General features: G+C 70.1%; 15 protein-coding genes and 2 CRISPR repeat arrays. Of the genes, 11 read left to right on the plus strand and 4 right to left on the minus strand.

Features of this window, described 5'->3' with window-relative positions:
* Positions 1 to 2 precede the first annotated feature (2 nt).
* Positions 3 to 968 carry a phosphatase PAP2 family protein gene (locus tag P2PM1_RS22235; RefSeq protein WP_208985385.1) on the minus strand — a complete coding sequence of 322 codons (966 nt, stop codon included), beginning with the start codon at positions 966 to 968 and terminating at the stop codon, positions 3 to 5.
* Positions 965 to 2,770, minus strand: a complete 1,806-nt coding sequence (locus P2PM1_RS22240; protein WP_186400601.1) for a glycosyltransferase family 39 protein — start codon at positions 2,768 to 2,770, stop codon at positions 965 to 967. The genes P2PM1_RS22235 and P2PM1_RS22240 overlap by 4 nt, the downstream gene beginning before the upstream one ends.
* A 199-nt stretch (positions 2,771 to 2,969) precedes the next feature.
* On the opposite strand from P2PM1_RS22240, the gene P2PM1_RS22245 reads away from it, so the two are divergent.
* Positions 2,970 to 3,791, plus strand: a complete 822-nt coding sequence (locus P2PM1_RS22245; protein WP_186389337.1) for a phosphodiesterase — start codon at positions 2,970 to 2,972, stop codon at positions 3,789 to 3,791.
* Positions 3,792 to 3,804: 13 nt separating this feature from the next.
* Here P2PM1_RS22245 and P2PM1_RS22250 read toward each other — a convergent pair whose 3' ends face one another.
* Positions 3,805 to 5,403 (minus strand): Na/Pi cotransporter family protein, encoded by a 1,599-nt coding sequence (locus P2PM1_RS22250; RefSeq protein ID WP_186400602.1) that lies wholly within the window; start codon positions 5,401 to 5,403, stop codon positions 3,805 to 3,807.
* Positions 5,404 to 5,748: 345 nt separating this feature from the next.
* Between P2PM1_RS22250 and P2PM1_RS22255 the strand changes: the two genes are divergently transcribed.
* Complete coding sequence (locus P2PM1_RS22255) at positions 5,749 to 7,890, plus strand: bifunctional diguanylate cyclase/phosphodiesterase (protein ID WP_186400603.1); 2,142 nt, start codon at positions 5,749 to 5,751, stop codon at positions 7,888 to 7,890.
* A 218-nt stretch (positions 7,891 to 8,108) separates the two neighbouring features.
* Here the strand turns inward: P2PM1_RS22255 and P2PM1_RS22260 are convergent, their stop codons facing one another.
* Complete coding sequence (locus tag P2PM1_RS22260) at positions 8,109 to 9,122, minus strand: 1-aminocyclopropane-1-carboxylate deaminase (RefSeq protein WP_186400604.1); 1,014 nt, start codon at positions 9,120 to 9,122, stop codon at positions 8,109 to 8,111.
* A gap of 162 nt (positions 9,123 to 9,284) precedes the next feature.
* On the opposite strand from P2PM1_RS22260, the gene P2PM1_RS22265 reads away from it, so the two are divergent.
* The 9 genes from P2PM1_RS22265 (at position 9,285) to cas2e (ending at position 20,514) form a co-directional block, all read left to right on the plus strand.
* A complete protein-coding gene (locus P2PM1_RS22265) occupies positions 9,285 to 9,764 on the plus strand; it encodes an Lrp/AsnC family transcriptional regulator (RefSeq protein WP_186389333.1) in 480 nt (159 codons plus the stop codon).
* Positions 9,765 to 9,941: 177 nt separating this feature from the next.
* Positions 9,942 to 11,799: a CRISPR direct-repeat array (repeat unit 29 nt; unit sequence GGTTCCCCCACACGCGTGGGGATAGGCCC).
* A gap of 113 nt (positions 11,800 to 11,912) precedes the next feature.
* Positions 11,913 to 14,501 (plus strand): CRISPR-associated helicase Cas3', encoded by a 2,589-nt coding sequence (gene cas3, locus P2PM1_RS22270; RefSeq protein ID WP_186400605.1) that lies wholly within the window; start codon positions 11,913 to 11,915, stop codon positions 14,499 to 14,501.
* Positions 14,498 to 16,096, plus strand: coding sequence for a CRISPR-associated protein Cse1 (locus P2PM1_RS22275; RefSeq protein WP_186400606.1), 1,599 nt, complete (start codon positions 14,498 to 14,500; stop codon positions 16,094 to 16,096). Before cas3 ends, P2PM1_RS22275 begins: the two co-directional genes overlap by 4 nt.
* A complete protein-coding gene (locus P2PM1_RS22280) occupies positions 16,086 to 16,667 on the plus strand; it encodes a hypothetical protein (protein ID WP_186400607.1) in 582 nt (193 codons plus the stop codon). Before P2PM1_RS22275 ends, P2PM1_RS22280 begins: the two co-directional genes overlap by 11 nt.
* The gene (gene cas7e / locus P2PM1_RS22285; protein WP_186395016.1) at positions 16,664 to 17,809 is read left to right on the plus strand and encodes a type I-E CRISPR-associated protein Cas7/Cse4/CasC; all 1,146 of its coding nucleotides are present in this window, start codon (positions 16,664 to 16,666) and stop codon (positions 17,807 to 17,809) included. Before P2PM1_RS22280 ends, cas7e begins: the two co-directional genes overlap by 4 nt.
* Positions 17,802 to 18,545: a type I-E CRISPR-associated protein Cas5/CasD gene (gene cas5e / locus P2PM1_RS22290; protein ID WP_186389328.1), complete on the plus strand. Its 744-nt coding sequence runs from the start codon at positions 17,802 to 17,804 to the stop codon at positions 18,543 to 18,545. The genes cas7e and cas5e overlap by 8 nt, the downstream gene beginning before the upstream one ends.
* Positions 18,542 to 19,306 (plus strand): type I-E CRISPR-associated protein Cas6/Cse3/CasE, encoded by a 765-nt coding sequence (locus tag P2PM1_RS22295; RefSeq protein WP_186400608.1) that lies wholly within the window; start codon positions 18,542 to 18,544, stop codon positions 19,304 to 19,306. Before cas5e ends, P2PM1_RS22295 begins: the two co-directional genes overlap by 4 nt.
* 3 nt (positions 19,307 to 19,309) lie before the next feature.
* Positions 19,310 to 20,197, plus strand: coding sequence for a type I-E CRISPR-associated endonuclease Cas1e (gene cas1e, locus P2PM1_RS22300; protein ID WP_186389326.1), 888 nt, complete (start codon positions 19,310 to 19,312; stop codon positions 20,195 to 20,197).
* The gene (cas2e, locus tag P2PM1_RS22305; RefSeq protein WP_186389325.1) at positions 20,197 to 20,514 is read left to right on the plus strand and encodes a type I-E CRISPR-associated endoribonuclease Cas2e; all 318 of its coding nucleotides are present in this window, start codon (positions 20,197 to 20,199) and stop codon (positions 20,512 to 20,514) included. Before cas1e ends, cas2e begins: the two co-directional genes overlap by 1 nt.
* A 54-nt stretch (positions 20,515 to 20,568) precedes the next feature.
* A CRISPR array of direct repeats spans positions 20,569 to 21,817; the repeat unit is 29 nt; unit sequence GGTTCCCCCACACGCGTGGGGATAGGCCC.
* The last annotated feature ends 124 nt before the right edge of the window (positions 21,818 to 21,941 follow it).

Consider the following 21,941-nt stretch of genomic DNA (forward strand, 5'->3'; position numbering starts at 1 on the left):
GGTCAGTCCGCCTCTTTGCGGGTCTCGGAAAGGATCGGCACCGGCACCGCCCGGCGCCAGCCGCGCCGGCCGGTCGCCCCCTGCCACAGCCCCGCCAGCGCCAGCCCGGCGCTCCGCCGTCCGGCGATCGGCTCGATCGCGCCGTGCTCGTCGAAATGGAAGCCGAGACGCCGGCGCGCCATCCAGCGCCCCATCGCCAGCGCGATGGTCAGGCCGAGCAGGGTTCCGGCGATCACGTCGCTCGGATAATGCGCGCCGACCATGATGCGGCTGAAGGCGATCCAGAAGGCACAGACCGCGATCAGCCAGCGATAGGCCGGGAAGATCAGCGCCAGCGCCGTGGCGAAGGCGGCAACCGTCGTCGAATGGCCGGAGGGAAAGCTGGTATAGGCGCCCTTGAACGACAGTACGTCGAAATACACCGGCCCGACCTCTTCATACAGCTTCGGGCGGGCCCGGCCGAGAAGCCATTTCAGCAGCAGCACGGCGATCCCGCTCGCCGCCACCACCGTGAAGATGAAGGCCGCATGGGTCCACACGGTGGCCAGCGCCGCGCGCATCCGGAAGCGCAGCCGGTCCCAGTCAAGCGCCAGCGTCAGCAGGCAGTAGAGCCCCGTCGTCCACAGGATCCAGTGGCCCTTGCCGAGGTCGGTGATGGCGGAGAAGGCCTGCTTGTACTCGTCCGGCAGCGACCGCAGCCAGGGATAGGTCGGAATGTCGAGGGCGATCGCCGCAATGCCGACGGTCAGGAGCATCACCGCCAGCACGTCCTGCGGCCGGTGTCCGGGCCGCAGCGCCCGCCGTGCCCCGGCCGCGCGCCGCGACCGGCCGCGCAGGATCGCCCGCACCCGCAGCGCATTGCCCTTCATCCGCAGCAAGTGGCGCAGCACCCACGCCCTCGCCTGCCCGGAAGGTCCCGTCTCGCCCGGCGCCAGCCCCGCCCGGTCCTGCATGCGTATCTCCGTCATTGGGACAGGTCCGCGGCGCGGTAGATGCCGAAATCGAGCCGCTTGCCGCCATTGATGTTGAAGCCCTGCAGCCGGATCGCCGGCTCGGCACCGGCAAAGCCCTGCTCGGCCATCGCGTCGAGGAAATTGCGCTCCTCGCGCCCCTCGACCACCGCCACCCGGCAGCGCTCGCCGCGTGCCGGTGCCCCGCGCCCCGCGATCAGGAAGCCGGCGGCATCCTTGACGGAGGCCGGCAGCGTGTCGGTGCCTTGCAGGAAGATGTAGCTCGGCTCGTTGAAGCCGACATTGGTCACCTGCGGGGCGTCGCAGTCGGCGACCTCGCGCACCGTCTCGGCCAGCCGCGGGCTGATCCAGATCGGCGACAGGCCCGGCAGGGTGAAGCCCCAGGTGGCGATGATGACGAGGATCGCCGCGCCCAGCGCCGAGGGCAGCGCGGCCACGGCGGCCCCGCGCGCCAGATGGCGCATCGCCGCCAGCCCCGGCACCAGCGCGATCAGCGCGATCACCACTCCCGGCGGCGACGGCCAGACGCCGAGCAGCGGCGCCAGCGCGAGACTGGCCACGGCGACGCCGGCGACCGGGATGATGAACAGCGCCGCCGCGCCGATCCGCCAGGCTTTGCCGGGCACCTCGCCCGCCTCGTCGAGGCGCGACAGCAGCAGCGCCGTCAGGATGGCGATGGCCGGCAGCAGCGGCAGCGTGTAATGCGGCAGCTTGGTCGCGGTCAGTTCGAAGACCAGCCAGGACGGCACGATCCAGCACAGCAGGAACACCACCGCCGGGGCGCGCCGCAGGCCCGCCAGCATCGGCAGCGCCAGCAGCGTGAAGGCCGGCAGCGGCCAGAAGGTGGCGAGCGCGGCGGCCAGATGGGTCAGCGGCGGCGCGCCGTGGCTCTCCTGGCCCGAGCCGACCTTGGCCAGGAAATCCTTGCCCACCGCCTCGGCGAAGAAGGCGCCGCCCGACTGCAGCGCGATGGCGATGAACCACGGCAGCACCAGCAGCACGAACAGGGCAAGGCCCGGCAGCGGATAAAGCCGCTTCAGCCAGCGGACCTCGCGCCCGACGAGGCAGAGCGCGACGAGGGTCAGGCCCGAGACCAGCGGCCCGACCGGCCCCTTGACCAGCACCGACAGCGCCATCGCCGCCCAGAAGATCGCCGCCAGCCCCTTGTGCCAGCCGCCCGCCCGGTCGAGCCAGATCCGCGCCAGCGCCCCTTGCGCGGCCAGGATCGTCGCCAGCAGCATCGCGTCGGTCTTCGCCAGCCGCGCCTCGACCCCCAGCAGCAGCGTTACCGCCGTCAGCGCCCCGGCGAACAGCGAGATCACCGGCCCGGCAAAGGCGCGGGTGCACCAGTAGGTCAGCAGCACCGCCAGCACCGCGCCGAGCTGCGAGGGCAGCCGGTAGACCCAGATCGGCGCGTTCGAGCCGAGCCCGCTGATCTCCACGGCCGCCGATTGCAGCCAGTAGATGCCGACCGGCTTCTTGTGCCGCGCCTCCTCCTGGAAGCGGATGTCGACGAAGTCGCGGCTCTCCAGCATCTGCTTGGAAGCCTGGGCAAAGCGCGGCTCGTCGCGGTCGAGCGGCGGCACCTGGACAAGGCCGGGCAGGAAGACCACCAGCGACAGCAGCAGCAGCGCCAGCGGCGCCAGGCCGCGATGGCCGAGCCGGCGCAGCCAGCGCCCGCCGGCGCCGGAGAAGCGCCCGGTGAAGGTGCCGGCGAACATGCCCGTGAACGCGCCCTCCGGCGTCCCCGGATTGCGCGTCGGAGTATCTGTGGATTGACCGGCCGGTGTATCCGTCATGTCAAGATCGCCTGCTAGAGCCGCCTGGCGTGCGGCCGCGTTGCCCTCTCGCGCGTTTCCTACAGGAGCGCGGGCAAAAGGGAAACCGTCCACGCGCACGGCATCCCGCCGCATTCCTCTTCCTCTCGCGCGGACGCAGGACATCCGTTAAATCGGACGAGCGCGTTCCCCGCATCCCGACTGCCTCACGGAGACCTTGATGACCCTGATCGCCCAGATCACCGACCTGCATGTGCGCCCGAGCGGACTGGCCTGCTACCGCGTCAGCGAAACCAACATGCTCGCCCGCCGCGCCGTCGAGGCGCTGAACGCGCTCGACCCGCAACCCGACGCCGTGGTGATCACCGGCGATCTCGCCGACGGCCCGGACCTGCGCGAATATGCCGGCGTGCAGCGGCTGATCTCCCGCATCAAGGCGCCGGTCTATGTGCTGCCCGGCAACCACGATTCGACCGCGATGATGCGCGAGACGCTGATCGGTGTTGGCCCGATCAACGAGGGCGAGAACGGCAAGATGCACTATGCCGTCGATATCGGCGATGTGCGCCTGGTCGCGCTCGACAGCGCCGTGCCCGGCGCGCCCCACGGCACGCTCGGCGAGGCGCAGCTCGCCTGGCTCGATCAGGCGCTCTCCGCCAGCGACCGGCCGACGCTCATCGCCCTGCACCACCCGCCGGCACGCACCGGCATCGGCCATATGGACAGGATCGGCCTCACCGATTCCGATGCCTTCGCCGAGGTGATCTCCCGGCATTCCCATGTTCAGCGCGTGATGTGCGGCCATGTCCATCGCACCATCGTCGCCGCTGTCGGCAACACCATCATGACCCTGTGCCCGAGCACCGCCCATCAGGTGGTTCTCGACCTCGCCGACCGGGGCGAAGGCCAGTTCGTCATGGAGCCGCCGGCCTTCTTCCTGCACCGCCACACGCAAGACAGCGGCGTCGTCAGCCACCTGGCCTATGTCGAGAGCCATCGCGGCCCGTTCCCGTTCTACGCCGACGAAGGCGTGAGCTGGTAGGCAGCCGCCGGCCTCACACGCGGGAGAGATGGCGTACGATCCGCCACTGGTGATGGGCGACCCGTGCCAGCCATCTCTGCCCGTCGAGGCGGGCCAGCGCGGTTTCCGCGTCGATCTCGCGCGCCGCGGCGGCATCGATCGCCCCGGCGCGCAGCCGGTCGCTCTGCTTGCGCAAGGTGTGCTGGAACCGGGCGAGCCGCGCCTCCGCCGGCAGCCGGCCGCTCTCCCCGCCGCCCTGCGCGCCCACCTTGCTCATGTCCGAAAGCTGGCCCGCCGCCAGCCGCGCCAGGCCGGCCAAAAGGTGCGCCCGCCGGCCGAGGCGCGCGTCGTCGTGCAGCCCGGTGATCCGCCGGTCCTCCCCCGCCCGCGCCGACAGCCGCGACAGATGGTCGAGCGCGTGGCGCAGCGACAGGTTGCGCGAATGCGCCGCCCGGTCGCCCCGGTCGGTGCGCAGCCCGTCGACATAGGTCCGCAGGGCGGAAATGCCCGCCGCAACCTCGTCCAGCCGGCCATTGCCGGCGTCCGGCTCGTCCGCCTCCAGCTTGTCCGCCACCACCGTGAAGAGGCCGGCGGCAAGCTCGCGCGCGCTCACCCCGGCCGCATCGAGCGCTGCCGCCGGTTCGGCCAGCAGTGCCGGATCGAGCCGCCCGGCGGCCAGCGGTTGACGGTCCGGCACCATCCATTCGATGACCCTGGCGAACGTCCCGGCGAAGGGCAGGATCACCAGCACCCCGAGCACGTTGAAGCCGGTGTGGAAGGCGACCAGCGCCAGTTGCGCATCGCCCGCCCCGCCGCCGCCGCCCGCGGCCAGAATCGAGAACGGCGTCAGCAGCGCGAAGGCGAGCGTCGCCGTCATCAGGTTGTAGACCACATGGGCAACGCCCGTGCGCCGCATCGCCACCGAGCCGCCGAGCGAGGCGAGCAGCGCCGTCGCGGTGGTGCCGATGTCCATGCCGATCACCAGCGCCGCCGCCTGCGGCAGCGAGATCGACCCGGCGGCGAGCGCCGCCAGCGCCATCACCACGCCGGCGCTCGACGACTGGGTGACCAGCGTCACCAGGATGCCGATGCCGACCAATTGCAGCCGGCCGAACAGCGTGTCGCCGGGAAAACTCTCCGGCGTCACCACGCCCTGGAAGGCGGCGAGCCCGTCCTTCAGCGCGTCGACGCCGAGAAACAGCAGGCTGAAGCCGGTGAGCGCCCAGCCCGCCTGCGCCATCCGCCCCCGCCCCAGCAGCCGCAGCAGGGCGCCGGCCAACAGCAGCGGCAGGGCCACCATGCCGAGATCCAGCTTGAAGCCGACCAGCGCCACCACCCAGCCCTTGGCGGTGGTGCCGATATTGGCGCCGAGCACGATGCCGAGCGCCTGCGGAAAGGTCATCAGGCCGGCGCCGACGAAGCCCACCGCCGTGACGGTGGTGGCACTCGACGACTGCAGCACGGCGGTGCAGCCGGCGCCCGCCAGCACGCCGCTGGCCGGGCTGTCGGTCATGCGGGCGAGCGTGCGCCGCAGCGAGCCGCCGGCCAGCGCCCGCAGCCCGTCGGTCAGAATCACCATGCCTGTGAGGAACAGCCCGACCCCGCCGAGCGCCAGAAGTCCGTCCGCGATCATGCGCCGATCATGCGCTGGCCAACGGCGCAGGGCAATCGCAAGCCGCGTGCTGCGGCCGCCTGTCCACCGGCTCGCGCAGCGCGAGATTTGCAATTTGCGAGCGCAAGTGCAGCGTAAGACGCGCGTATACCAAAAACCAAATCAGCGGGCCCGGCGGCAGAATTATCAATTTTCATTATGCGTATAATGGACTTACACTCGTCAGGCGCGCATCGGAGGGGCCGTGGCGCGCTGGCGGCTGCAACCGTTCGCCGCACCATCGACAGGTCAGGTCGGCGTCCGCCGGTCGGTATCCGCCGATCGGTGACGGCCGGTGAATGTCAGCGAAAGAGCCGGACGGAAGTCGTGACGAGTACATCGGCGAAACCGGGATCCAATGAGCGCAGCAGCGCGCAAGCGCCAGCGCTCGACAACCCGGCGGCACGGTTGATGCTGACCAATCTCCTGCCCGTGGCCATCATGCGCCTGTCGCGCACCCCCTCGCGCGGGTTCCAGATCGACTATCTCAGCGAGAGCAGCGAAGCCCTGTGGGGCCTGTCCCTGCCGGAGATCGGCAAGTGCCCGCGCCGCCTGTGGCGCCGCATCCATCCCGACGACCTGCCCCATCTCCACGACCGGCTGCGCGAGGCCGGGAAAGGCCGGACGGAGTGGTCGGCGACCTTCCGCATCCGCACCGAAGGCTCCGAGAAATGGGTGGTCGGCCGCGGCCTTCCCCGCCCGGACCTGCCGGGCGATGCCTGGAACATCACCGTCACCGACATCACCGCGCAGATCCAGGCCTATGCCGACCTGCAGGCCAGCGAGGCCCGCTTCCGGGCGCTGACCGAGAACATCCCCGGCGCGATCTTCCGCTATCGCCTGCGCACCGACGGCACCCACCAGATCTTCGACATGACGCCGGGCTGCATCGGCATCTGGGAGCTCCCGGCGGAGGTGATCAACACCGATCCGACGCCGATCTGGAACATGATCCATCCCGACGACGTGCCGCCGATGCGGGCCTCTGTGGTGGACTCGGCGCGCAGCCTCAAGCCCTGGCACTATATCTGGCGCCTGACCACGCCGTCCGGCCGCTTCAAGTGGCTGGAGGGGCGCGGCCTGCCGCATCGCGAGGCGAATGGCGACACGGTCTGGCACTCCGTCATTCTCGACGTCACCGAGCAGCGCAGGAAGGACGAGGAGATCCGCCGGCTTGCCGAGCGCGACGAGCTCACCGGCCTTGCCAACCGCACCCTGCTGCGCCGCCGCCTCGAAACGGCCCTGCGCCAGCGCCTTGCCGATCGCGCCGGCGGCGCGCTGATCCTGATCGATCTCGACCATTTCAAGGACATCAACGACACGCTCGGCCACGATGCCGGCGACATCTTCCTGCGCGCCACCGCCGAGCGGCTGACCGAAAGCGCCGGGCGCGACGACGTCGTCGCGCGGATCGGCGGCGACGAATTCGTCGTGGTCATGCCGCGGATCTCCGACGAGCAGGCCGTGCTCGACACCATCGCCCGCATCGACGCGCGCCTGTCCCAGAATGTCCATATCGACGGGCGGGACCTCTCGACCACCGTCTCCATGGGCGTCGCGCTCTTCCCCCGCGACGGCGACACGCCCAACACCTTGCTGAAACACGCCGACATCGCCCTGTTCGAGGCCAAGGCCGCCGGGCGCCAGACCCATGTGTTCTTTTCCCGGGCGCTGAGCGCGGTGCGCGAACGCCGCCAGAGCCTGGCCGAGGCGCTGCGCGGGGCGATCGTCGCCGACACGCTGCGCGTCGCCTTCCAGCCCATCGTCGAGGCCGGCAGCGGCCGTCACAAGGGCTTCGAGGCGCTGGCCCGCTGGACGCTGGACGGACAGGCGATCTCGCCGGCCGAATTCATTCCGCTGGCCGAGGAGACCGGCCTTGCCGTGCCGCTCGGCCGGCTGCTGCTCACCCGCACGCTGAGCCTGGCGCGCCGGCTCGCCGACACCGGCATCGACCCCGGCACCATCTCCGTCAATGTCTCGGCCGCCCAGCTTCGCGAGCCGGACTTCGCCGCCAGCATCGCCGCCGCCCTGCGCGACTACGGCTTTCCGCCTCAGCGGCTGGAGATCGAGGTGACGGAAACGGTGATTCTCGGCCGCTCCTCCGAGCGCATCGCGCTGACCCTGCGCGAATTGCGCGGGCTCGGCACCCGCATCGCGCTCGACGATTTCGGCACCGGCTATGCCTCGCTCGCCCATCTCAAGCGCATCCGCGTCGACCGGCTGAAGATCGACCAGTCCTTCGTCCGCGACATCGAGACCGATGCCGACGACGCGGTGATCGTGCGCACGGTGATCAGCCTTGCCAAGTCGCTCGGCATGGACGTCGTCGCCGAAGGGATCGAGACCCGCGAGCAGCTCGCCTTCCTGCGCCACTATGGCTGCGATCTCGCCCAGGGCTATCTGTTCGGCCGCCCGACCACCTCCGAGACCGACCTCGTCAGCTATCTCTCCGGCATCGGCCAGGCCTGATCCGAGCGCACCTGACCCGGGCGCACCTGATCCGGCCCCTCTCCCGCCCCGTCTCGCAGGCCTCGCTCGGGTCCCCGACACGCGCACGGGCGCGGAACCCTCGTCCCGCGCCCGCCCATTGTCCGCCGTTCATCCCAGGACCGGGAACGCCCCAGCCCTTCGGCCCGTCAGCCGCTGCGGCCCGTCAGCCGTTGCGGCCCGTCAGCCGTTGCGGCCCGTCAGCCATTACGGAACGTGTAGCCGTAGCCGTTCAGCGCCGGGGCGCCGCCCAGATGCGCGTAGAGCACCTTGGAGCCTTCCGGGAAATAGCCCTTCTTGACCAGGTCGATCATGCCCTGCATCGACTTGCCCTCGTAGACCGGGTCGGTGATCATGCCTTCCAGGCGCGCGCATAGGCGGATCGCCTCCTTGGTCTCGTCCGACGGCACGCCGTAGATCGGATAGGCATAATCTTCCACCAGCACCACGTCGTCCTTCTCGATCGACCGGCCGAGTTCGACCAGTTCCGCCGTGCGCGAGGCGATCTCGAAGACCTGGTCGCGGGTCTGCTCCGGGGTTGCCGAGGCGTCGATGCCGATGACGTTGCGCGCGCGCCCGTCCTTGGCAAAGCCGACCAGCATGCCGGCATGGGTGGAGCCGGTCACCGTGCACACGACGATATAGTCGAACCTGTAGCCGAGCGCCTCTTCCTGCGCCCGCACTTCCTCGGCAAAGCCGACATAGCCGAGGCCGCCATACTTGTGCACCGAGGCGCCGGCGGGGATGGCGTAGGGCTTGCCCCCCGAGGCCTCGACCTCGGCGATCGCCTCTTCCCAGCTCCGGCGGATGCCGATGTCGAAGCCCTCGTCGACCATTTGCACGTCCGCGCCCATGATGCGGCTCAGCATGATGTTGCCGACCCGGTCATAGACCGCGTCCTCATGCGGCACCCAGCTTTCCTGCACCAGGCGGCACTTGAAGCCGATCTTGGCCGCCACCGCCGCCACCATGCGCGTGTGGTTGGACTGCACGCCGCCGATGGAGACGAGCGTGTCGGCACCGCTGGCGATGGCGTCCGGCACGATATATTCCAGCTTGCGCAGCTTGTTGCCGCCGAAGGCGAGGCCCGAGTTGCAGTCCTCGCGCTTGGCATGGATCTCGACCTTGCCGCCCAGATGCTGGCTCAGCCGCTCCAGCTTCTCGATGGGAGTGGGGCCGAAGGTGAGCGGATAGCGTTCGAATTTCCCGAGCATGCCTGTCCTCGCCGGTAGGGGCCCGTTGCGGGCCTTGTGGAACCGGCGAAAAAGCTAGCAACGAAGCCGTGAAATGTGCTCTCTAATTCAAGGCCTGAACATCCATCAAAACCGCATGAAAGCGCCGGTATACCCCGTAAGCTTTCGATCAAGAGACAAAAAATGAAAGATCCTTCCACGGCAGGTCGCCTCGACCGCACCGACCTGAAGATCCTCAAGCTGCTGCAGGAGGACGGCCGGCTGACCAATGCGGAACTGGCGCAGCGCACCAACACCTCGCCGGCCACCTGTCACCGGCGCACCCAGCGGCTGTTCGCCGAAGGCTATATCCGCGGCGTGCGCGCGATGATCGCCCCGGAGAAGGTCGAGCGCGGCTCCTTGGTGCTGGTCGGCGTGGTGCTGGACCGCTCGACGCCGGAGAGCTTCAGCGAATTCGAGGCGGCGGTGCGCAAGCTCGCCTTCGTCCTCGACTGCCATCTGGTCGCCGGCGATTTCGACTACATGCTGAAGATCCGCGTGCGCGACATGGCCGACTTCAACCGCCTGCACGGCGACAAGCTGATCGCCCTGCCCGGCACCCGCCAGACCCGCACCTTCTTCGTGATGAAGGAGGTGATCGACAACGCCCTGCTGGAGTTTTGACGCGCGCGGGACGTACCGGCACTGGCACGGTGCCACTGGCACGGTACGCGGCCAGCTTGACCCCGGCCGGAGCCCGCCGATAGACTTGCCGCGCGCGGGGCCTGCCCCTCGCTTTTCAAACCGGCCACCCGGTGTTCTTTGACACTGTCGAGGAAAGTCAACCTCTTGGGCCCTAGGGGTTCCCCCACACGCGTGGGGATAGGCCCTCGGTTGGAGACGACAGCGGCATCACCTTTACGGTTCCCCCACACGCGTGGGGATAGGCCCCTCACAGTTGGTGGGGGCTATGTTTCGCCACAGGTTCCCCCACACGCGTGGGGATAGGCCCCCAGCCATGTCGCTGTCGAGCAGAGCACTGTCGGTTCCCCCACACGCGTGGGGATAGGCCCACGTCCCGCAGAGCGAGAGCGATATTGGCGTCGGTTCCCCCACACGCGTGGGGATAGGCCCCTCGCGAAGCTCTCTCGCAGAGGTGCCTACAGGTTCCCCCACACGCGTGGGGATAGGCCCCACCGGCGTCGTGGGCGGGATCACTTCCGGGTGGTTCCCCCACACGCGTGGGGATAGGCCCTCGCTGGGAGCCTGCTGGGCTCGCCTTACGCCGGTTCCCCCACACGCGTGGGGATAGGCCCGTGGTTCGTGTCGTCTTTCATCTCTCTTGCTCGGTTCCCCCACACGCGTGGGGATAGGCCGCCGCCCGGCTCCGCCTCCACCGCGCCCTGCTCGGTTCCCCCACACGCGTGGGGATAGGCCCGAGGAACAGATACGTCTGTTCCGCGCTATCGAGGTTCCCCCACACGCGTGGGGATAGGCCCAGGACAAGCACATGTAGGCACTCCGCTATAGGGGTTCCCCCACACGCGTGGGGATAGGCCCGTCGGCGAGAAGCCCCGCGTCGGCCACGCCGCGGTTCCCCCACACGCGTGGGGATAGGCCCATGGAAAGCTTCGTGCTGATGTGCGAGGCGCTGGTTCCCCCACACGCGTGGGGATAGGCCCTCCACGACCGGGTGATAGTCGTCTTGCAGAGCGGTTCCCCCACACGCGTGGGGATAGGCCCAACCTGGTGGACACCAGCCGGCCGGACTGCCAGGTTCCCCCACACGCGTGGGGATAGGCCCTTGCCCCTTCCGCTGTCATGTCATCCTCCGTTGGTTCCCCCACACGCGTGGGGATAGGCCCATCAGGCGGCACTCCTCCGCTTGGCGAAGGCAGGTTCCCCCACACGCGTGGGGATAGGCCCATCCACCGCCCGGTGAGGGAGCAATGCAGACAGGTTCCCCCACACGCGTGGGGATAGGCCCCTGACCGTCGAGCCGCGCGTGGCGCTCGGGCCGGTTCCCCCACACGCGTGGGGATAGGCCCCGCGCACGTCTGCGAAACACTGCCCCCGAGCGGGTTCCCCCACACGCGTGGGGATAGGCCCGTCCGCGTTGCGATCTCAGTGCCCGGCGCATCGGTTCCCCCACACGCGTGGGGATAGGCCCGTCGAGCCGATTGACCGGCGCCGCTGTGCCGAGGTTCCCCCACACGCGTGGGGATAGGCCCCCCGAAGCGGCTGGCGGACCATCTGTCTACGAGGTTCCCCCACACGCGTGGGGATAGGCCCACCTATGGACCGGCGCGGCGCTATCTCGATCAGGTTCCCCCACACGCGTGGGGATAGGCCCGCCGGAGGCGAGGTGCGCGAGGAGCGGCGACAGGTTCCCCCACACGCGTGGGGATAGGCCCACCCCGTCCGCGAATTTCCACGGCTCGCCATCGGTTCCCCCACACGCGTGGGGATAGGCCCTGCGGTGCCACTAATCGCGCCGGGTTGTCTTGGGTTCCCCCACACGCGTGGGGATAGGCCCTACGTCAACCTGCTGCTCCCGATCCTCGAAAAGGTTCCCCCACACGCGTGGGGATAGGCCCTGCTCGCCGTCATAGCCGAGCGGCTTCACCGGGGTTCCCCCACACGCGTGGGGATAGGCCCTTCGCCACGACGGTCGGCATCATCGGCAACCGGGTTCCCCCACACGCGTGGGGACAGATCCTTGCCCGGTCGGCCGGTGGGCAATCAGGACAGGTCTGCTGTCTTGACGCAAGGGAGAAGACACTTCTACCCTGTCTTCAAAGTTGCACTGATATTTTTTCCATTAGGCGTTTCATGCCAGTAACCGACACTGACCTTGGCGAGCCCTGGGGCAAACTGCAAGACGGGGCTCGCCACCATCTCTTGCACCATTGCGCTGACGTTGCGGCCTGTTTCGAACTGCTGGTCCGCCTGCCGGTGGTGCGGGCGCGGCTGGAGCGCGCCGCGGCGCGAAAACTGACCGAGACCGATCTCAGCCGGCTTGCCGTGCTGGCCTTCCTGCATGACTGCGGCAAGCTGCATCCCGGCTTCCAGGCCAAGGGCTGGCCGCAAGGGATCTGGCATGCTGCCCTGCGCGGTCACTTGCGCGAAGGCGCGTCGATCTTCATGGCAAGGGACCGGCCGTTCCAGGGCCGCATGGCGGAGCACCTTTGCCTGGGCGAGTTGCTGGACTGGGGCGTCGGGCCGGATCTCCTGCTCGCCGTCCTTGCCCATCACGGCCGGCCGTTCGCCCTCGACATGTCCGGCGCGGCGCGGGACTGGCAGCCGGTGGCCGCCAGCGGTTACGATCCGCTGGCCGCCGGCGCGCAGATGGGTGCCTGCCTGCGGCGCTGGTTCGCCCCCGCCTTCGCGTCGAGCGGCCAGCCGCCCCTGCCCGATGCGCCGGACTTTCAGCATCTCCTGTGCGGCCTGCTGTCGCTTGCCGACTGGCTCGGCTCCGATGCGCGCCTGTTCGCCTTCCAGGCGCGGCTCGATCCCGACTATATCGAAACGGCGCGCGCCCGTGCCGGCACCATGCTGTCCGGGGTCGGCCTCGTGACGGAGCCCTGGCGCGCGGCGATGCCGGCGCCGGACCGGATCTTTACGGCCCTGTCTCGGCACGGCGCGCCCCGCCCGGCGCAGGCCGCCCTGTCCGACTGGCCGCTCGACGATCCGCTGGTCATCCTGGAAGCCGAGACCGGCTCGGGGAAGACCGAAGCCGCGCTCTGGCGCTTCGCCCGGCTCTTCGCCGCCGGGCAGGTGGACAGTCTCTATTTCGCCCTGCCGACCCGCGCCGCGGCCAAGCAGATCCATGGCCGCGTCGACGCGGCGATGCGGCGCCTGTTCGGCGACGGCGCCCCGCAGGCGGTGCTCGCCGTGCCCGGCTATCTCGCCGCCGGCACCGCCACGGGGCGGGCCCTGCCCGAATTCAAGGTGCTGTGGGACGACGATCCGGGCGAGCAGGCCGCGATCGCCCGCTGGGCGGCGGAGAGCGGCCGCCGCTATCTCGCCGCGCCGATCGCCATCGGCACGGTCGACCAGGTGATGCTCGCCGCGCTGCAGGTGAAACACGCGCATCTGCGCGGCGCCGCCCTGTCGCGATCCCTTCTCGTGATCGATGAAGTCCATGCCTCCGACCCCTACATGTCGGCGATCCAGTCGCTGCTGCTCGACATCCACCTTGGGCGCGGCGGCCATGCGCTGCTGATGTCGGCGACGCTCGGCGCCTCGGCGCGCAGCCGCTGGCTCGGCGGCGCCAGGACGCGGCCGCCGCCCTTCGCGCAGGCCGCCGACACGCCCTATCCGGCTCTCTGGGGCAGACACCGGCAGACGCCCCACGCCGTCGAGGGCGACGGCCGGGCGAAATCCGTCGCCATGACGCTCGCCCCGTCCTGGGAGGCGGACCAGGCCGCCGAAATCGCCCTCGATGCCGCCCGGCGCGGCGCCAGGGTCCTCGTCATCCGCAACACCGTCGCCGCCGCCGTCGCAACGCTCAAGGCCGTGATCGCGGCGGACGGCCGGGACCTGCTGTGGCAGGTGGAGGGCGGCCCGGCGCTGCATCATTCCCGCTTCGCGCCCGAGGATCGCGAGCTGCTCGACACCGCGGTGGAGACCGCCCTTTCGCCGAACTCCGACATCCGCCCCGCCGGCGGCGCCATCGTCATCGGCACCCAGACCCTTGAGCAAAGCCTCGATATCTGCGGCGACATGCTGGTCACCGACCTCTGCCCGGCCGATGTGCTGCTGCAGCGCATCGGCCGGCTGCACCGGCATGCGCTTGTCCGCCCGGCGGGCTTCGAGGCGCCGCGCTGTGCCGTGCTCTCCCCGGCCGGCGGGCTCGCTCATCTGGTCGCCCCCGCCTTCGAGAATGGCCTCGGCAGCTTCCGCGACGGCGACGGCGTCTATCGCAACCTGCATGCCTGCGAGCTGACCCGCCGGCTGGTGCTCGATCATCCGCTCTGGGTGATCCCGCGGATGAACCGCCTGCTGGTGGAAAGCGCCACCCATGACGAGCGGCTCGAGGCGCTGAGCGACGAGCTCGGCCCGGCCTGGGCCGCCTATTGGAACACCCAGTATGGCCGCGATCTCGCCGACACCGCCGGCGCCGGCCATGTCGCGCTTCGGGTCACCGACCCGTTCAGCGAGATCGGCCTCTTTCCCGACCAGGATGAAAAGATCCGCACCCGGCTCGGGGCGGAAGGCGCATCGATCCGCTTCGCCGAGCCGGTTCCCGGCCCCTTCGGCCGGATGATCGGCGGCATCACCCTGCCCGCCCACTGGAGCAAGGGCATCGTCGCCGACGAGCCGGTGCGGCCGGCCCCCGCCGGAGACGGCACGCTCCGCTTCGAGGCCGGCGGCAGGCCCTTCCTGTATGGCCGGCTTGGCCTTGCGAGGACCACATGACCGACGCCCCGCTGAACCTCCTCTCCCGTCCGCTGATCACCGCCGAGCCTTGCGGCGCGCTGACGCTGCCCGGCGTGCTCGCGGCGCTGGCCCGCGATGCGGTGACGGGCTTTCCCGCGCTGCGCCCGCATCAGGCGATGTTCTGGCACATGTTCCTGGTGCAGCTCGCCGCGCTGGCGCTGCACCGGGCCGGTCTCGCCGACATGCCGGAGAGCGAGGACGACTGGCGCGAGCTGCTGCGCGGCCTCACCCCCGACTTTCCCGAGGACGAGCCCTGGTGCCTCGTCGTCGACGACCGGTCGCGGCCCGCCTTCCTGCAGCCGCCGGTGCCGGACGGGGTGAAGCTCCCCAATGACGTGCCGACGGCGGACGCGCTCGACCTGCTCATCACCTCGCGCAACCACGACCTGAAACAGGCCATCGCCCGGCAGGGCGCCCCGGAAGACTGGATCTTCGCGCTTGTCGCGCTGCAGACCGGCGAAGGCTATGGCGGTGCCGGCAATCATGGCATCGCCCGGATGAACGGCGGTTCGTCCTCGCGCGCGCTGCTGACGCTGGCGCCCCTTGCCGGCGGCGCCTCGGCGAAGGACATGGCGCCGCGTCCCGGCGCCTGGGTCCGCCGCGACGTCCGGCTGCTGCTGGGCAATCGCGCCGCCTGGCACACGCTCGACTATCCGGACCAGGGCGGCATCGGCCTGACCTGGACCCGGCCCTGGCCAGAGGGCGCGCAGTTGCGCACGCGGCAGCTCGACATCTGGTTCATCGAGGTCTGCCGCCGTGTCCGCCTGCACCTGCGGGACGGCGTGCTGGCCGGCGTCAAGGGCACCTCGGCCGCCGCCCGCATCGACGCCAAGTCCCTCAAGGGCGCGGTCGGCGACCCCTGGGCGCCGGTTCACAAGACGGAGGCCAAGAGCTTCACCCTCGCCGGCGGCGACTTCGACTATACCACGCTGATGGAGCTGCTGTTTTCCGGCACCTGGGCCGTGCCGCCGCTGGCCCGTCCGGCCGGTGCCGAAGGGAGCGCCGGCGGCCCCGGCGTGACCATCGTCGCCATGGCGCTGGCGCGGGGCAATTCCAAGACCGAAGGCTACAGGTCCCGCCTCATTCCGGTTGCCGGCAAGGCCGCGATCGCCCTCGGTCCCTCTCGCGACGAACTGCACCGGATGGCCAAGGCCCAGGCAGAAGCTGTCGCCGCCTTCGACAAGGCGCTCGCCTATGCGCTGGTGCTGGCCGCCGCCGGGGGCGAGCGGGAGCGGATCCGGCGCGATGCCTATGCTTTCGCCCGCCCGGCGCGCGACAGTCTCGCCCGCTTCGCCGACAACATCTTCTTTGAGCACCTGTGGGCGCGTTTCGAGGCCGAGGAGGCCGACGCCGAGGCGAGACGCGCGGCGGAGCTCGCCTTCGCGGCCCGGCTCAAGGAGTACGCCTGGGCGCTGTTCGACGAAGCCCTGCCGACGATGCCCTCCCCCTCGCTCTACCGCCACCGCGCCGAGGCGCGGGCGCGCCGCGCGCTCTACGCCCGCACCCTGCGCGATGCGTGGCCGGAGCTGTTCCCGCAAGCCCCGCAAGGGAGGACCGCCAGCGATGCCGCCTGAACCGACAGCCCACCCCGCATCCCAACCGCCCCCCGAAACCCCGCCGGCCCGGGAGACGGACGGCCCCGCCGCCACCGTCGCCAGGCTCGCCGCCGCGATGCTGCGACTCGATCCGGGCCAGCTCGCGCGCCTGCGCCGGATGGAGGTGGACGGCCCCGGCGAGCCGGAGTTCTGGAAGCTTGCCGTCGACTGCGGCCTTCAGGGCGAACCGCGCGACCTGAGGCTCGTGCGTCTCCTCGCCCTGTTGGCGCCGAAGGGCGCGCGCTCCACCCGCGTGCCGTTCCACAAGCCCGGAGCCGAGCACGCGCTCGGCCGGGCGCTGCACGAGGCCGGCCTCTCCGAGGCCCGGCTCGCCCGGTTCCTCGCCCTGCCGCGCGGCGGGCGGGCGGACGCGCTCGAACGCCTGGTGCGCCTGCTTGCGGCGGGCGGCGCGTCCGCCGCGGGCATCGACTGCACCGACATCGCCCGCCTGGTCTGGTTCGACACGCCCAGGGACCTGCGCAAGCTCGCCGAAACCTATTATCGCGGCCTCGACGCGGCCGCCATCAACGCCAAGGACACCGCCCGATGACCGCGCCCCGCTTCCTGCAGATCCACACGCTGCATTCCTACACCGCTGCCCTGCTGAACCGCGACGACACCGGCCAGGCCAAGCGCCTCGCCTATGGCGGCACCAACCGCACCCGCATCTCGTCCCAATGCCTCAAGCGGCATTGGCGCATGGCGGAAACCGACCCGCATGCGCTGCAGACCCTTGCCGGCTATGTCGGGTCCTTCCGCTCCCGCGAACTGGTCACCGAGAAGGTGATCGCGCCCCTGCGCGGCCGCTATCCGGACGAGATCGTCAACGCGCTGGAGCCGGAGTTCCAGCGGCTCGTCTATGGCAAGAACGCCGACAAGGGCAAGAAGAGCCGCCAGACGCTGCTGCTCGGCCAGCCGGAACTCGAGTGGCTCGCCGCCCGCGCGGAAGAGATCGCCGCCGCCTCGGCCGATGCCAAGGCCGCCGAGAAGGCCGTCGCCGACTGGGTCAAGGACAAGAACTTCAAGGCGATGGCGGAGAACACCGCCGTTCCCGGCGGTCTCGCCGCCGCCCTTTTCGGCCGCATGGTCACGTCCGACCCGGCCGCCAATATCGAGGCGCCGGTCTATGTCGCCCATGCCTTCACCGTCCACGCGGCGGAAGCGGAGGGCGATTATTTCACCGCCGTCGACGACCTCAAGCACGACGAGGACGACAGCGGCGCCGACACGATCCAGGAGACCGAACTCACCTGCGGCCTGTTCTACGGCTATGTGGTGGTCGATCTGCCGGGCCTGATCGGCAATTGCGGTGGCGACCGGGATCTGGCCGCGCGCGTGCTGCACAACCTGCTGCACCTGATCGCCGAGGTCTCGCCGGGGGCCAAGCTCGGCTCCACCGCCCCCTTCGGCCGCGCCGACCTGATGCTGGTGGAAGCCGGCGACCGCCAGCCGCGTTCGCTCGCCACCGCCTTCCGCAAGGCCCTGCGGCATGATGCCGACGCGGCCGTCGCGGCGCTGAGCGCCCACCTGGCGAAGATCGACGGAGCGTATGCGACCGGCGAGCAGCGGCGCTATCTCTCCACCGTCGACACGCCGCTCGAAAGCCCGGCCGACAGCGGGCTCGCCTGCCTGTCGCTCGCGGATCTGGCGCAATGGGCGGCAGGCCGGGTCGAGGCCGCTCCCGATGCCTGACCACCGCTGGCTCGCGCTTGTGCTGGAAGCGCCTCTGCTCGCCTTCGGCGGCGTGCGGATCGATCATGTCGGCGTCACCCGCGACTTTCCGGCCGCCTCGATGCTGACCGGACTGCTGGCCAATGCGCTCGGCTGGCGCCGGACGGATTGGCAACAACACCAGGCGCTCCAGGATCGCCTGGTCTTCGCCGCCCGCCGCGAGCGGGAAAACCCCGCCGGACTGCTGACCGACACGCAGAACGCCCGGCTGGAGAAGACCGAGAGAGGCTGGACCACGTTCGGCGTTCCGGAAGGGCGCGACGGCGCCAGCTACGGCGCCCCGCATCGCCGCCAGCGCGATTTCCACATGGATGCGCGCGTCGGCATCGTCCTTCGGCTGCAGCCGGCCGACGAGACGCCGGACCTCGACGCGCTTGCCGACGCGCTGCAGCGTCCGGCCCGGCCGCTCTTCATCGGCCGCAAGCCCTGCCTTCCCACCGCCGGGCTGTTCTCCTGCTTCGTCGCGGCGGAGACAGCCTTCGAGGCGCTGTGCCGCCTGCCGGTCGGCGAGGGGGACGCGCGCGCCCTCCCCCATGCGATGCGGGCGCTGTGGCCGCTCGGCGAGGGCCCCGTCGACGGCGCCGATGTGGAGCGCATCGTCGAACTGCCCGACCTGCGCAACTGGCGCACCGGCCTGCATGGCGGCGCGCGCAAGGTCGTCGAGGGCCGGATCCGGATGGAAGGAGCCGCGGCATGAGCCAGCCCCTCAACATGGTCAGCCTGCCGGTCCACCTGCGGGATCTGCGCCGCCTTGCCGCCCATCGCGGCCATGGCGACGACGAAGGCCGCGCCCTGCACCACCTGCTCGGGGAGACCTTCGGACCAAAGGCGCTGCAACCCTTCCGCCTGATGGTCTCGCCCGGCGGGCGGGCGGCGACGCTCTACGCCTACACGCCAAGGAGCGGCGAGGACCTGCGCGACACGGCGGCGGCGGTCGGAGCGCCGGAAGCGCTGGCCGCCTTCGCCATCGACCGGCTGGCGGTCAAGACCATGCCCGACGCCTGGAAGACCGGCCGCCGCCTGGCCTTCGACCTGCGGGTGCGCCCGGTGCGGCGGCTGCTGAAGCCTCTCGCCCAGGCCGGCCCCGCGACGGACGGCAAGCCCTTCGCGGCGAAAGCCGAGGTCGACGCCTTCCTGGTCGATGCGATCCGCCGTCATCCCGACGGCCCGCCGGCGGACGCGGAGACGCCGCTGCGCCGCGAGGAGGTCTATCGCGACTGGCTCGCGCACCGGCTGAAGGACGCCGCGGAGCTGATCGTGCACGGCACGCATCTCGTCGGCTTCGAACGGCGGCGGGTGCGGCGCGGCTCGTCCGTTTCCGAAGGTCCCGACGCGACGTTCCATGGCGAGTTGCGGATCGGTGATCCGACCGCCTTCGCCCGCCTGCTCGCCACCGGGGTCGGGCGCCATGCCGCCTATGGCTACGGCATGTTGCTGCTCAGGCCGGCCGGGAGGTGAGCGGTGCTGGTCGGCCGTCTGGGGCTTGAAAAGGCCCGCATCCCCCATGCCGACCGGCATGGCCTCGTCTGGCTGGACCGGGGGCGGCTTGAGGTCGAGGATGGCTGCCTGCGCTTCCTGACCGCCGGCGGCGGCGAGCTTGCCGCCGGCGACTACCAGATCCCGCACCAGTCGCTGTCCATCATCCTGCTCGGCCCCGGATCGAGCGTCACCCACGATGCGCTGCGGCTGCTGGCGCGGCATGGCTGTGCGCTGGCGGCCATCGGCGAAGGCGGCGTGCGTTTCTACACCGCCCCTCCCCTGATGCCCGACAGTTCGGCGCTGGCGCGCGAGCAGGCCCGCCTGTGGTCGGACCCCGGTACCCGGATGGAGGTCGCCCGCGCCATGTATGCCATCCGCTTCGGCGAGATCGTCCGCACCCGCGACATCGACGTGCTGCGCGGGCAGGAAGGCGCGCGGATCAAGCGCAGCTACCAGCTTGCCGCCGAACGCCACGGCGTTCCCTGGAAGGGGCGCAACTATGACCGCGCCAATCCCAATTCCGGCGACCTGCCCAATCAGGGCATCAACCATGCGGCCAGCGCCATGCGCGCCGCCGCCTCGGTCGCCGTCGCCAGTCTCGGCGCCATCCCGCAGCTCGGGTTCATCCACGAGGACTCCGGCCAGTCCTTCGTGCTCGACATCGCCGACCTCTACCGCCACGACCTGGTGCTGGACATCGCCTTCGGCGCCGCCCGCGAGGCGATCAAGTCGGGCGAAGCGGTCGAGCGGCTGACCCGGCGGCGTGCGGCGCTGCTGTTTCGCCAGCGCTCGGTCATTCCCTCGATGATCGACCGTATCAAGTCGCTGATCGGCCCCGGCGAGGAGACCGACACGGAGGCGCCCGCCTGATGCCGATGGTGGTTGTGATCACCCGCGATGTCGAGGGGCGCTACCGGGGGTTTCTCGGTTCGGCGATGCTGGAACTGTCGGCCGGTGTCTATGCCCATCCGCGCATGAGCGCGGGGGTGCGCACGCGGATCTGGGATGTGCTGCGCGACTGGCACGGCCAGTTGCGGCGTGGCAGCATCGTCATGACATGGGTGGACAGCTCCGCCAATGGCGGCCTCGGCCTGCTGGCGCTCGGCGAACCGCCGAAGGATATCGTGCCGCACGACGCCATGCTGCTGGTGCGCCGGCCCTTGCCGGAAATGAAGGGTTTTGACTGAACCCTCCATTGTTCTTTGACATTGTCGATAGGAATCAGCATCTTGGGCCCTAGGGGTTCCCCCACACGCGTGGGGATAGGCCCCACGGCCAGTCCGATAAAGAAGCTATTGCCTTGGTTCCCCCACACGCGTGGGGATAGGCCCTTTACGATCCTGCACAGGTCGGCCCTGTGTCTGGTTCCCCCACACGCGTGGGGATAGGCCTTCACTCCCGTCTCCGGCTCATCAGTCGACGCCGGTTCCCCCACACGCGTGGGGATAGGCCTTGCAGAAGAACGTCCCGTTGCCGTCCCTGTTGGGTTCCCCCACACGCGTGGGGATAGGCCCCCGATGCCGGACAGCAGCGGCAAGGCGCGGCCGGTTCCCCCACACGCGTGGGGATAGGCCCCTCAGGATCGACCTGAGGATAGGCATAAGGAAGGTTCCCCCACACGCGTGGGGATAGGCCCGGAAGCGCCCAGCGCCACCGAACGATAGCGCGGGTTCCCCCACACGCGTGGGGATAGGCCCCGACGACAATCGAGCCGTCGGCCGCGCGCATAGGTTCCCCCACACGCGTGGGGATAGGCCCGGCAGATCGCGACGATATACACGAGACGTATCGGTTCCCCCACACGCGTGGGGATAGGCCCGATAATGTTCCTCGTTCGACGCCTCTCAACCCGGTTCCCCCACACGCGTGGGGATAGGCCCATGCAGTCCCGTGCGATCACGGACAGCATCCGGGTTCCCCCACACGCGTGGGGATAGGCCCCACGAATGCCCGCGGCTGCTGGCGATCATTGCGGTTCCCCCACACGCGTGGGGATAGGCCCGTACAGCTTGCGAGCAAAGCCGGTGGTCGGAAGGTTCCCCCACACGCGTGGGGATAGGCCCCAGATGCCAAGGCCGGCCAAGCCGGCGATGACGGTTCCCCCACACGCGTGGGGATAGGCCCATGCCGGCGAAGCGCTCGGCCGTAAGGTACAGGGTTCCCCCACACGCGTGGGGATAGGCCCTTCGGCTATTCCATGGTTAAAGACACCAACTTGGTTCCCCCACACGCGTGGGGATAGGCCCGAAAAGGGCGAGCGCCTGTGTGGATGGCGCCCGGTTCCCCCACACGCGTGGGGATAGGCCCACCCTCGACCGAGGCGCCTGGAGCAACTGAGGGGTTCCCCCACACGCGTGGGGATAGGCCCATGCTCGTCGCCCTTGTCGCTAGGCGCCGCGTGGTTCCCCCACACGCGTGGGGATAGGCCCCACGGGATCAAGCTGTCCCCGGCGCAGGTGCTGGTTCCCCCACACGCGTGGGGATAGGTGGACTTGCTTCGCAAAAGTGGAGAGGGTTTCCTGGCCTTGGAGGGCTTTTGATGAAGCAGCAACGATTTACGCAGGAGTTCCGGGACGAAGCGGTTCGGCTGGTTGTTTCGGTTGGTCGTCGCCAG

This window comes from Stappia sp. P2PMeth1, from assembly GCF_900185735.1.
In the GTDB taxonomy this organism is placed as follows: domain Bacteria; phylum Pseudomonadota; class Alphaproteobacteria; order Rhizobiales; family Stappiaceae; genus Stappia.

Bases quoted from the DNA above. Each gene is read 5' to 3' on its own strand.
- cas2e (WP_186389325.1), top strand. From the start codon at position 20,197: ATGCCGATGGTGGTTGTGATCACCCGCGATGTCGAGGGGCGCTACCGG.
- P2PM1_RS22275 (WP_186400606.1), top strand. From the start codon at position 14,498: ATGACCGACGCCCCGCTGAACCTCCTCTCCCGTCCGCTGATCACCGCC.
- P2PM1_RS22265 (WP_186389333.1), top strand. From the start codon at position 9,285: ATGAAAGATCCTTCCACGGCAGGTCGCCTCGACCGCACCGACCTGAAG.
- P2PM1_RS22295 (WP_186400608.1), top strand. From the start codon at position 18,542: ATGAGCCAGCCCCTCAACATGGTCAGCCTGCCGGTCCACCTGCGGGAT.
- P2PM1_RS22240 (WP_186400601.1), bottom strand. From the start codon at position 2,770: ATGACGGATACACCGGCCGGTCAATCCACAGATACTCCGACGCGCAAT.
- P2PM1_RS22280 (WP_186400607.1), top strand. From the start codon at position 16,086: ATGCCGCCTGAACCGACAGCCCACCCCGCATCCCAACCGCCCCCCGAA.
- P2PM1_RS22245 (WP_186389337.1), top strand. From the start codon at position 2,970: ATGACCCTGATCGCCCAGATCACCGACCTGCATGTGCGCCCGAGCGGA.
- P2PM1_RS22260 (WP_186400604.1), bottom strand. From the start codon at position 9,122: ATGCTCGGGAAATTCGAACGCTATCCGCTCACCTTCGGCCCCACTCCC.
- cas3 (WP_186400605.1), top strand. From the start codon at position 11,913: ATGCCAGTAACCGACACTGACCTTGGCGAGCCCTGGGGCAAACTGCAA.
- P2PM1_RS22235 (WP_208985385.1), bottom strand. From the start codon at position 968: ATGACGGAGATACGCATGCAGGACCGGGCGGGGCTGGCGCCGGGCGAG.
- cas5e (WP_186389328.1), top strand. From the start codon at position 17,802: ATGCCTGACCACCGCTGGCTCGCGCTTGTGCTGGAAGCGCCTCTGCTC.
- cas7e (WP_186395016.1), top strand. From the start codon at position 16,664: ATGACCGCGCCCCGCTTCCTGCAGATCCACACGCTGCATTCCTACACC.
- P2PM1_RS22250 (WP_186400602.1), bottom strand. From the start codon at position 5,403: ATGATCGCGGACGGACTTCTGGCGCTCGGCGGGGTCGGGCTGTTCCTC.